Genomic DNA, 12,914 nt, shown 5'->3' with positions numbered 1-12,914 from the left:
TACATTAATTAACACTCAAATAACTATTAATCAAAATATTACATTTGTTAATGGTATCACATAAGTAAGGTTTTGTTTATTGTAGACCCATATAGGACAGCTTTGAAAAGAGTATTCCTTGTTTTAGCCAATTCTTTGACTTATTGTATATTCTTTATTATCAACAGAATACAGATAGTGTAGTTCCGCGAAAACTCTGGTAATTTCGTACATCGGCATGCAGACTCAAGAGGTTACAATTAAGCCGCATGTACGGGTTGTCATGCAGAGTGATACTGAACTTTTGGATGAAGTTGTAGTTGTTGCCTATGGTACTGCTACAAAAAGATCCTTCACAGGTTCCGCTACTGAAATTAAAGGAGACCGTATTGCTAACAAAAATCCGTCCGAATTATCTAAAGCGCTAACCGGTGAAGTAGCAGGTGTACAAGTTATTTCAACTAGTGGACAACCCGGCTCAAATGCAAGCATCAGAATTCGCGGTTTAGGTTCTGTAAATTCAAGCCGTGCTCCGCTGTATGTAGTGGATGGAATCCCCTTTGGTTCAGATTTAAGTGGAATTGATCCTTCAGACATAGAGTCAACTACCGTATTGAAGGACGCAACAGCAACAGCTCTATATGGTTCAAGAGCTGCCAATGGAGTAATTTTGCTGACCACCAAAAGAGGTAAAAAAGGAAAAACGCAAGTTGAAGCAAATGTAAAATATGGTATCAACACCCGTATAATACCTCTTTATGATACGATGGAAAGTCCCGAGCGGTTCATTGAGCTGACATGGGAAGGCATTAAAAATAAATATCAATATGCTGGTGGACGTGATGAAGCTGCTGCAGCAGCTATGGCAAGCAAGCTGCTGTGGGGATATGACGATCCTCAAAAAGGCTATCAAAATACTGGAATATACAAAGGATATAATATGTGGAGTACGGGAGATGTCATAGACCCTTCTACTGGCAAATTCAAGGCAGGTGTAGTCCGCAAATTTACTCCGGAGAAATGGGAAGATTATATTTTCCGTACAGGAGAAAAAGTAGAAGCCAATGTTAAGATATCAGGAGGCAGCGACAAGTTATCACATTATACCTCTTTCGGTTACTTGAAAGATGAAGGATACTATATAGGTTCTGATTTTGAACGTTTTAATGCCCGTTCCAATCTGTCTCAAGACATCACTTCATGGTTGAAATCAAATGTTAATATGGCTTATAGCTATATGGAACTGAATAAGCCCGGTCAAGGTGACAACATGAACAATGGTTTCCAATTCATTAATTTTATGCCTTCCATATTTCCGGTATTCCAACGTGATGCAGATGGCAATAAAATAAAGGATAATGTGGTCGGAGGATATCTGTATGATTATGGTATGGCTGAAGGTTATGGACGTCCTTACGCTTCAGGCGTAAATCCAGCCGGAGCGATTCAATTGGACAAGAATGAGTACCAATCTCATTCATTCAACGGCAATGCCATGTTTGAAGCAACTTTCTTGAAAGACTTCAAAGGAACGGTAAACTTTGGATTGCAATATCTTGGTACAAAAAACAATGAATTGACAAATCCATATTATGGTGATGCAGAGGGGTTAGGACGTATTTTCAAAAACATGAGTACATTCTTCAGCTTCACGTCAAACCAGATATTGTCATGGAAGAAAAGTTTTGGTGTGCACAATCTCGATGCATTCGTTGCGCATGAATCTACATTCTACAAGTCATCTGACAACTATGGCCAGAAATCAAAGATTGTTCGTCCTAACAATACAGAATGGTCTAATGCTGTAATTATGGACTATATGGATTCTCAAACCTACGGGTTTGACATGGAAAGCTACTTCGGACAAATTAGATATGATTATAACGATAAATATTTCTTTCATGGAACATTAAGACGTGATGGTTCATCACGTTTTGCCAAAGGACAGAAATGGGGAACATTCGGTTCTATCGGCGCCGCCTGGGCCATCACTAACGAAAATTTCATGAAAGACGTGAGCTGGTTGAAGAATTTGAAATACAAGTTAAGTTGGGGTGTGTTGGGTAACCAAGACTTTATCACCAATCCTACCATTGCAGGTTATTATCCTTACAATGATTTGTATACGATCGGTAACCTAAATGATGAAATCAGTTTTAGCTTTAAATATAAAGGTAATCCTGATTTGACATGGGAACGCAGCGAAACATGGAATACTGGTATCGAGTTTAATATAGCCGATATTTTGGAAGGTGAAGTGGAATACTATAATAAGACTACCAAAGATATGTTGTTCCTAAAGCAAGTATCTCCATCGCTGGGATATGCACAATACCCCGTCAATGACGGTAAAATGGTCAATAAGGGTCTCGAATTTTCTTTGGTGGCACATCTTGTGAAAACGAATGATATAAGTCTTGATTTACGTGTTAATGGTGGACATTATAAGAATAAAATGACCCAGATGCCTATGGATGATACCACAGGAAAAGAAAAGCCATTGGAGATACAAGGTGCTTACGGATGGTCGAAAGGACATTCTCTGTATGATTTCTATATAAGAGAGTATGCCGGTGTAGATCCAGAAACCGGTATGGCATTATACAACTCATACTATAATGTAAAAGCCGATGGAAGCAAGGACTTGATTACAGATATGGTAACTTACCAGCAGAACAATAAAATAGAGCGTTTGGAAGTAGAAAAGACCTCCGATTATAACAACGCAACTAAGAAATATGTCGGGAAATCAGGTATTCCGACTTTACAAGGGGGATTCGGTTTTGATTTAGCTGTTAAAGGTTTCGAATTAAATACGACTTTCTCCTATAGCTTAGGAGGATATGCTTACGACGGTGTATATGCTACATTAATGTCTAACAATACACCTGGTAGTGGAAACTGGCATAATGACATTGAAAATCGTTGGCAAAAGCCGGGTGATATAACAGACGTGCCACGTTTAACTTCCGGATATGATGAATATACAAATGCATCTTCTACTCGGTTCATTACCAGTCGTTCTTATTTGAATTTATCCAATGTAAGATTATCCTACACATTCCCTAAAAAATGGATGAATAGAATGAACATTGGTTCCTTGTCGGTTTATGTTTCCGGTGACAACCTGATGTTCATTTCGGCTCGTAAGGGATTTGTCTCAATGGCAGGAAATACCGTCAGTACAGATCCTAATGAGGATTCCGGAGGCTCTGACAGAAGTCAGTATGCTCCATTGAGTACTATTATGGGAGGTATTAAGATTCAGTTCTAACAATAAAATCATTTGAATATGAGAAATGTAATATATAAAATAGCAGCTTGTTCTGCATTAGTAGCCTTGGTGCTTTCTGGCTGTAAAGAATCTTTTCTGGAGGAAGATCCAAATGGATATATTTCATCTGACCAGATAAAAGAAAATGCAGTGTGGAATCCTAATATCATGTTAGGTCAGGCATTAGGTACGTATTCCACAACATTTGCCTGGCAGACAGGCGGTACAACGAATCACGACGATTTCGGACAAAAATCCATTGATATTGCCACAGATTTAATGAGTGGGGATCTGGCAATGAGCGGAGAAACCTACGGCTGGTTTAGCGATGCAGCTAGATTGCAGTGTAATACTACCACAAAAAACAGAACCTACATGCTGTGGAGGTATTATTACCGCATCATCAAGGCCTGCAATGAAATATTTGACACTGTAGGAGGAGATGAAAGTGTACCGGCTAATGAGGATAACCAAAATTATTATGCACAAGCAAAAGCTTTGAGGGCTCACTCGTATTTCAATTTGGTGAATTTATATGCAAAACCTTACGATATTGATAAAAATGCTAAGGCCATACCTCTTTACCGTTCTCAAACCACAGCAGAGACATTAGGACTCTCCACAGTGGAGGAAGTGTATGAACGGGTTATTATCGACTTGAAGGAATCAATAAATATTTTGGAAGAGTTGGAAGCAGCAGGTATTGGTCGTCCCAACGGCACTAAGGACCAAATCGACCAATGGACAGCTAAAGGAATACTTGCCTATGTTTATTTGACCAAAGGTGAATATGAGAATGCTGCTGCATTAACTTCCGATATTATCAATAACTCAGGATATCCTTTGATGAGTGAAACTGAAATTATCGAATCTGGATTCCGGAGTATCAATATCGGTTCATGGATGTGGGCATTTGATATTACCAAAGATAACACCGGAGGTTTGCCCACATTCTGGGGACAGGTAGATTATTTCACTTATAGCTACTGTTCTGCAGGTGATTATAAAATGATAGACCATAATCTGTATAATGAAATACCTGAAACAGATACTCGTAAACAGTGGTTTCATCCGTCTGTATTGATTAGCTGGTATAAATTTTATGATGCCGGAAGAAAAGCAATGGGAGACCGTACATGGACAAATGATATTGTTTACATGCGAGTTGAAGAGATGTACCTGATAAATGCTGAAGCCAATGCACGGGCAAATCATCTGCCCGAGGCAAAAGCAGCATTGAAGGCTCTATTAGAACAGCGGGATCAGGCCACGGCTGCAGAAGTGGACAATATGAATGCTGATCAATTACTGGAAAACATATACTACAACTGGCGTGTAGAAATGTGGGCCGAAGGACGAGGTTTACTTACCTTGAAACGTTTCCACAAATCAATGGTACGTGGTGACAACAACTACGCATTGACTGGTGAAACGATCTCATACGATGACTCCAGATTGATCTTTGAAATTCCAGAGCGTGAAGTAACGAATAATCCCAATTTGCAGAAATGATAAAGTGCCACATTAGATTGTGCAAATCAGATGAATAAAAGAGGGAGAGTATCTAAATTTAGAATACTCTCCTTTTTTAATATAACGAAATCTGGTTCTTGTTGTATAAAGAGGGCAACACAAATCATTGCAGATGCACTGACATATCAATCTTATTTAGACTGCTTCAATAACCATATTTCAAAGAATTTATCGTAAACCTTGTATTCTCCAAGTTCACAAGTAACAAAATCCTTGTCCAACAATCCTTTTATAGCTCCTTGTACTGAGCTGGCTGTCAATTTATAGGTTTTCAAGAATCTGGAAGAAGTTATTTCCCTTGCTTTTCCTTCTTTGCAAATGGCAAACAATACCTCCTTTTGTTTGGGAGGAAGTTGATAAAGAAGAGAGGAATAAGTAAAATTCAACTGAGACAAAATGTTTTCGATCGCTATGCTCACTTTGTCTGCCGTACAAATTTCACCTGTAGCTGTCATTGCATACAATGAGTTGGAGATGAATTGAATATACCATGTAATGCCCTCAAAACGTTCATATACGTTCTGAACAGTTTCTTCTGTAATGTCTTTATTGGCTATGAGGAAATGTTTCCTAATAAACTTTGTGTAAGTTCCTATGTCTATTGGATGTAATTCCATGATGGCTGTACTTTGATAGAAAGGGCGTGCTGGACTTGTGAATATTTCGCCCATCATATGCCGTTGGGAACCTGCATAAATAAATCTTGCATTTGCGCAATGCTGAATATGGGTACGCAATACAGCTTCAATATTTTTTCCCGGATATTTGGCAATAGCTTGAAATTCGTCAATAGCCACCAGGCAGGGCTTGTCGGCCTTCTCCAAATAATAAAAAATTTCATCCAAAGTAATAGAAGGAGTTTTTATATCTCCCATCTCCAAATTCCAACCGGGATTTCCTGCAAAATCAAATGAAATTCCCGCCCGAAGCGATGACAAGCAACTTAAAAACAAATCCCACGCTTTTCTACCTCGTGGTTTCAGACCATTCATAATTCCTTTGCCAAGCTCAAAAACAAACTCTTGAAGATTCTTAGTCGCATATATATCAATCAAGAAAATATAATATTCCTTTTCGATATGTCTTTTGATGAAAACAATGTTCTATTAAGCCCGTCTTTCCTAAACGACGAGAAGATATTAAAGCTACATTGTTACCATTTGTGATATAACGGGTTAATGTTCCGGTTTCAGCTACACGGTCACAAAAATATTCAGCGGATATATATCCATTGGTTATGAAAGGGTATTCTTCTCCATAAAGTGAATGCTTTATACAAAAAAAATTATAATCTTATTATAATGCAAATATCACAATGCTTTTGTATCGATTCTCCAACTTTGTTTCATATAATCTGTCAGAGGAAATCTGTTGATTTACTCTTCTCATATTGGAAATTAAATTATAGATTTACAATCTTTCTTTATCCTCTGCCAACAAAAAGTTTCGCAGTGAAATTTGTTTAATTCCTTTGTAATTTCCCCCGCTTTGCATTTCATCCATTGTAACTACATATTTGGGGTAATTGTCTGCTATTTCCAAAAGATTGCCAAATTCTCGCCTAACAGTTGCATCATCGGGAAGCATATATGCTACTTGGATATAGACTTTATGGTCGTCCTTGGAAGCAATGAAATCAATTTCCTTATTGCCACTCTTTCCGACATATACTTCATATCCATATCTTAATAAATCAATGCATACAACATTTTCCATTAACTTGTTGATGTCTTTTCGAAAATCAAAATGCTGTATGGAATTATGTAATCCCAAATCTTCAAAATAATATTTCTCACCAATCTCAAAGATTTTCATCCCTCGGATTTCAGCTCGTTGAATTTTGTAAATAAAGAAACTATTGCACAGTGCCTTTAGATAGTTCAGAATTGTCTGCGTGGGAATGTTGACGTGTTGCGACTTTAAATATTTACTAATATTCTGGGCAGAAAAAAGAGAGCCGGTATTATCTATCAGATAAGCTACGAGATTCTCTAAAAAAGATACATTCCGGATTGATTCACGTGCAACCACATCTTTTAGTAGGATAGTAGAATAAACGTTTCTCAAATACTCGAATATGACATTCTTGTCCATTGTTAGATTATGAATGTATGGCATACCTCCGAATGTAAGATAGAGTTTTAGACTTTCGGTGGAGTCTTGGCGTTGATTGAAAGTTAAGAATTCCCCATAGCTAAGTGAGTGAATGGGAAATTCTATATATCTTCCTGCCAATTGAGTAGCAAGTTCACTGGACAGCATTTTAGCATTACTTCCGGTGCAATAGATATCACATTTATTTTCGTTCAATAAACTCCGCAGACACAATTGGAATTCTTCAATCTCTTGGATTTCATCTACAAAAAGATAGTTATGATTATGCCCAGTAACCTTCTTTAAAACATATTGATAAAGATCCATGTAGTTCCTAATTTCCGTGAAGGCAAGTTGCTCTTTATCTACAAAAATGATATTGGCTTCCGGTATGTTTTTCTTTATGATATCTGATATCTGTAAAAGAATGTAGCTTTTACCTATCCTACGTTGGCCGGTTATTACTTTTATTATACTTTTATCAATAAACGGTTCAATTCTCTTTATGTATAAAGGACGGGAGATATAATTTTTCATATTCAAACATGATTTAGTTTATATGCAAAGATATAAAATATTTCAATTATAATTGAATATTTCTATGTATATTCCACATTCATACATTATAAATAATATATGTAAACTAAATATTTCTCAACAAAAAAGAATTTTGGGACTTTTATGGATAAAATCTATATTTCAAGATAAATTCCTCTATATAATTTATCGTTATTCTTGAATAAAAAACATTTGTTGGGTTAATTAGTACATCACAAATTAAAAGGGTAGAATGAAATTTAATAATAACGTGCTTATTATCAGCTTTTAATTATTCAAAATGGTATGAAATGGGTACTTCAAACCACTTACCTCCCTTCGCCATATACCTTTATATAGAATATATAATAGAGTAAGCCTTGTTTTATAATGATTGTAAATTATTAATTTTCAGCAATATACATATATTGTAGTTCCGCGAAAACTCTGCTAATTTCGTATGTTGGTATGCAAACGCAAGAGGTGGCTGTCGCACCTTCTTTAAGAGTCATCTTAAAGTCCGACAGTGAAATTCTTGATGAAGTAACAGTCATAGCTTATGGTACTGCAAAGAAGAACTCACTAACAGGTTCTGTTGCTACTATCAAATCCAGTGATATGGAAAAGCTTCCAGTTACTTCATTTGAGAAAGCATTACAAGGATTGTCTCCTGGACTGCAGATCGCAAGTGTCTCCGGTCAACCGGGTTCGTCTACACAGGTACGTATTCGTGGTATCGGGTCTATGTCTGCCTCAAGTACCCCACTTTATGTTATAGATGGAGTTGCTATTGAAGCTGCAAACTTAAGTGAAGTTGCAAATACCAGTAAATATGGGACAAGTGCAAATCCACTTTCAAACTTAAATCCGAATGATATTGAGTCTATTACCATCTTAAAAGATGCTTCTGCTGCTTCTCTGTACGGATCACGTGCGGCCAATGGTGTTATTCTGATTACAACGAAGCAGGGTAAAAAAGGACAAGCCAAGGTTAGCTTTAAAGCTCAAATGTCATCTTCCAAACTCCCTTCTGGTGGTTATAATTTGATGAATGCCTCCGAACATTATGCTCTGTATTATGGAGGCTTCTATAATAATAATATTGCTAAAGGCATGTCCTCAGAAGAAGCTTCTGCTGCAGCCAACAAATCCACACAAAGCATGTATGGGCGAAATCCATATAATGTTGCTAACCCTCTGGATGCTTCTGGCGACTTGACATCTGGCGCTCAATTGATGATTGATACCGATTGGTTGGATGAAGTCTTCAGAACCGGGATGTCACAAGAATACGATATCAGTGTAAATGGAGGAAACGAGAAATCAAAATACTTCATTTCTATGGGATATATGAATCAAGAGGGTATTGTGATTGGTTCGGATTTTGAACGATATTCAGGTCGTGCAAATGTCTCAACAGAAATTAAACCTTGGTTCAGTATGGGTATCAATTCCACTTTCTCTTTGGCAAAACAAAACACTCCTGTAGGTGGAGGTGGCGGTGCTAGTCCTTTGACTAATGGTATTTTCCTACCCAATGCTGTTCCAGTATATGATTTGGATGAAAATTTCCAAATGCAATATGATGAGAATGGCAAACCTCTTTATAACTTCAAGAATCCCATATTTCAGGATATGAATGTTATATCATTTGCACAAACTGACAAATATGCAACTAACACATACCGTGTTTTGGTAAATCCCTACGTGGATTTCAACTTTTATGGAGTTCATTGGAAAACAAGTCTTTCATATGATTATATCAATTTGGATGAAACGCAATGGTATAATGCGGAGCATGGTAATGGTAAAGCTGCACAAGGACGCTTGTACAAATATGCCATTTGGAACAATACTTTTGGATTGACCAGTACATTAAATTATAATTTCAACATAAAGGAAGACCATCACTTCTCGGTATTGGCTGGTTATGAAATCTATAATAAAGAGTACAAGCGCACTTATGCACAAGGAACAAAATTTCCAATTGGTGGTTTGACAGAGCTGAATGTAGCTGCTACTCCGCAAGAAGTAGGTTCTGTAACAGATAAAGAGCGCATGCTTTCTTATTTTGGTCGATTAAATTATGATTATCAGAATAAATATTTTGCCTCATTCAGTATCCGCTCCGATGGTTCTTCACGTTTTGCACCGGGACATCGTTATGGTACATTTTGGAGTGTCGGATTAAATTGGCGTATCAGCGAAGAAAACTTCATGAAAGATATTACTTGGCTCGATGACTTGAAACTGCGTGCCAGCTATGGTACTTCAGGTAACAAAACATCTGATTACTTATATGGTTATCAAGCCTTCTATGAAGGTGGAGCCAATTATAACGGAGAGTCTGGCTTCAGACATTCTCAATTAGCAAATCCTGATTTGTCATGGGAAAAATCCAAAAACTTCAATGTGGGGTTGGATTTTGCAGTACTTAACAGTCGCCTGCATGGATCCATTGACTATTATATCAAAAACTCTGATGAACTGTTATTGGAAAAACCTTTAGCCGGTTCTACGGGGTTGGACATAATTATGTCTAATTTGGGTGGTATGCGCAACTCTGGTATAGAAGTAGATTTGCATTCCCTGAATATTCAAGCCGGAGACTTTAATTGGGGAACCGACTTCAATATCTCTTTTAACAAGAATGAAATCACTTCTTATCCCGAAGAACAGGAAGTTGTTGGTACAAAAGTTCGTACGGTAGGCTACAGCCTTTATGAATTTTACATGCAAGAATGGGCCGGAGTAGATAAAGAAACCGGTACTCCACTTTGGTATAAAGACGTAAAAGATGATAAAGGTAATCCGACAGGTGAAAGAACTACCACTTCAACTTACTCTACTGCAGACAAATACAAACTTGGTTCTGCACTTCCCAATGTATTTGGAGGTTTGAATAACACATTTACATTTAAAGGATTAGACCTTTCATTCCTCTTTACTTATAGTTTTGGAGGAAAGATATATGATGCGTACGAAGCCAATTTGCTGAATGATGGTAACAACAACGGTTATCAAGCCATCAAAGATCAAGCGAATTATTGGACAAAAGAGAATCCAAACGCTCCGAATCCTGCATTCTTGCCCAATAACACTTCAAGTTCTCATTCTACATCAAGCCGCTATTTGCACGATGCAGATTTCATTAAATTTAAAAATATCAACTTAGGTTATACTCTACCAAAAAAATGGACACAGAAGATACAGTTGGAGACAGTACGTTTCTTTGGAAGTCTGGAGAATATCTGTGTATGGAACTTGGATGGTAGTTTCAAAGGTTACGATGTGGAATTGGGAGGTGTAACCGGAGTATTGGACGGTGCAGGTACGGTTCCATTGCCTCGTACAATCTTATTTGGTATAAATATTGGTTTCTAATTTAAAATTGAGATTACGATGAATAGAATAAAGCAAACTATAATAGCACTTGCAATAGGTCTTAGCTTGGCAAATTGCGGTGATGATTTTTTGGATACTACTTCTTCGGACCAAATGTCCGATTCTAACACCTTTACTACGATAGACGGTGCGCAGCAAGTGTTGACCGGTGCTTATGACTGGTTGACCAATGGCTGGTTGGCTCATATGACCAACCAATATATTTTCTTCTTGCCTGACATTATGGGAGATGACGCATTGGTGACACCTGACCCCAACTACAATTATGGACGTTTTGTGTCTCCTTATCAATATACAGTTTCTCCAGGAAGTACCTATACTGATGACCCGTGGAAGGGATGTTACAGTATCATAGATAATACGAATGCCATTTTGGATAATATCGGAAACCTGGCAGAAAGTGCAGAGCGTAACAGAATTGAAGGTGAAGCGCTATCTCTAAGAGCTTATACTTATCATTTCTTAGTAAGAATGTATGCCAAACCTGTAAACAAGTACCCGGATAATCCGAGCATAATTTTACGTATTTCTTCTGGAACAGAAGACCTTCCTCGTGCTACGGTAAAAGATGTGTATAATCAGCTTGTCGTTGACATGGAAAAAGCATGTGGATTGTTGGACCAGCATTCTTCTTCATCTAAGGCATATATCGGTGCGAATGCTGCTCATGGAATTCTTGCACGTTTGTATTTGGATTTAGGTGATGAAACAAATGGCATCAAACATGCCAATGCTGCATTGAAAGGTGTTAATTTGATGAATACGGCAGTTTACACAGCTGATTTCTGTGAAGTTAACTCAGAAACACTTTGGGCTTTCGAATGTCCAACTGATGATAATCAATTCTATCTTTCATTACCCTCTTTCTGGTATTTGTGTGGAGATGATTATGAAGATGCTGTTATTGGTTATAGCTCATTACGAGTTTCAAAGGCTTTGATTAATCTAATGGAAGATAAAGATATACGCAAAACTCAGTTCCCGAAAGATTCTGAAACAAACGATTATATCAGTGAAACAGGATACTTGACAACAAAGATTCATAGTCGTAACAATGAAATGGGACAAGGCTCTTTCAATATGCTGCGTGGTTCTGAGATGTATCTTATTATTGCTGAATTAGCTGCTGACAAACAGCATTATGATGTGGCTAAAGAAGCATTAAATGTTGTTCGGATAGCTCGTGGATTGGATAAATATAGTGGAACGGATGCCGGTTTAGCAGATGAGATACAACAAGAAAGAAGGCGTGAATTATTTGCAGAGGGACATCGCCTATTCGACATGAAACGTAGAGGTTTGGCATTGACAAGAACTGGAGTTGACGGACACGATTTGTGGACTAGTCAATTAGACCTTCCTGCTGGCTCTGATAGATTTGAATTACCTATTCCGCAAGCAGAGATTGATGCTAATGGAGAACTGACAAATAATGATCAGAATCCTGCTTATAAATAAGTCTGTAAGAAGGAGTATATCTGATTTATGAACTTTCAAAACATCTCTATTTGATAGGGTGTTTTCTAAATAAAGTGTTTTAAAAGCCGTTCACTGTGAAGTAAGCGGCTTTTGTTATTCTATCTTTTCCACTTTATTTCTGCAACAACCATTTCCAAATAGGACGTATAGAAATTCGCTGCCGGGGATTAACGGTTATTTCTTCCTCGTCTTCCAAAGTGATGCCAATGGAGAGATTAAAAGTATACCGGCACGTATCATACTGCATAGACTTTATGGAGAAGAACTGAAACGATAGAAATATCCTCTCTTCAATAAACAGCAAACCTGAATTGTCTGCACGACACGGGAGTCAGCGCGGATTACAAAAGTACATTCTTTATTCCCCTGAATTATAAAAATATATCCACTCAGTCTTCGTTATTCTATGTAGACTATATTCTCTTACAAGAAGACTTCCTCATTACGTTTTTGACATGCTCCAAACAGTAGTTTTTCATAGCTATAGAATTCTTTACTCCAATTACTTTGTATTTGGAATAATCTCCATTTATAAGATAGAGACAATTACATAGTGTTCTATGCATAAAATGGATAAATAGGTAGGATAGTATTTATGTAACCATTATAAATT

At 37.3% G+C, this 12,914-nt stretch carries 5 protein-coding genes and 1 pseudogene; 4 read left to right on the top strand and 2 right to left on the bottom strand.

What is annotated here, in order from left to right; translation table 11 throughout:
- The first annotated feature begins 196 nt into the window (after positions 1–196).
- Both H1A11_RS00295 and H1A11_RS00290 read left to right on the top strand, forming a co-directional pair.
- Positions 197–3,253, top strand: coding sequence for a SusC/RagA family TonB-linked outer membrane protein (locus H1A11_RS00295; protein ID WP_118275163.1), 3,057 nt, complete (start codon positions 197–199; stop codon positions 3,251–3,253).
- Positions 3,254–3,271: 18 nt separating this feature from the next.
- A complete protein-coding gene (locus H1A11_RS00290) occupies positions 3,272–4,765 on the top strand; it encodes a RagB/SusD family nutrient uptake outer membrane protein (protein ID WP_118275161.1) in 1,494 nt (497 codons plus the stop codon).
- A 152-nt stretch (positions 4,766–4,917) separates the two neighbouring features.
- Here H1A11_RS00290 and H1A11_RS00285 read toward each other — a convergent pair.
- Both H1A11_RS00285 and H1A11_RS00280 read right to left on the bottom strand, forming a co-directional pair.
- Positions 4,918–6,061, bottom strand: a pseudogene (locus H1A11_RS00285) (ATP-binding protein).
- 135 nt (positions 6,062–6,196) lie between these two features.
- Complete coding sequence (locus H1A11_RS00280) at positions 6,197–7,417, bottom strand: ATP-binding protein (RefSeq protein WP_119962347.1); 1,221 nt, start codon at positions 7,415–7,417, stop codon at positions 6,197–6,199.
- Positions 7,418–7,834: 417 nt separating this feature from the next.
- On the opposite strand from H1A11_RS00280, the gene H1A11_RS00275 reads away from it, so the two are divergent.
- Positions 7,835–10,801, top strand: coding sequence for a SusC/RagA family TonB-linked outer membrane protein (locus H1A11_RS00275; protein ID WP_370528733.1), 2,967 nt, complete (start codon positions 7,835–7,837; stop codon positions 10,799–10,801).
- A gap of 18 nt (positions 10,802–10,819) precedes the next feature.
- On the top strand, positions 10,820–12,280 hold the full coding sequence (locus H1A11_RS00270; protein ID WP_016274185.1) for a RagB/SusD family nutrient uptake outer membrane protein: 1,461 nt from the start codon (positions 10,820–10,822) through the stop codon (positions 12,278–12,280).
- Positions 12,281–12,914 lie beyond the last annotated feature (634 nt).

The sequence above is a fragment of the Bacteroides sp. CACC 737 genome, assembly GCF_013874375.1.
GTDB classification, from domain to species: Bacteria; Bacteroidota; Bacteroidia; order Bacteroidales; family Bacteroidaceae; genus Bacteroides; species Bacteroides uniformis.
This window is presented reverse-complemented; position numbering and strand designations above follow the sequence as displayed.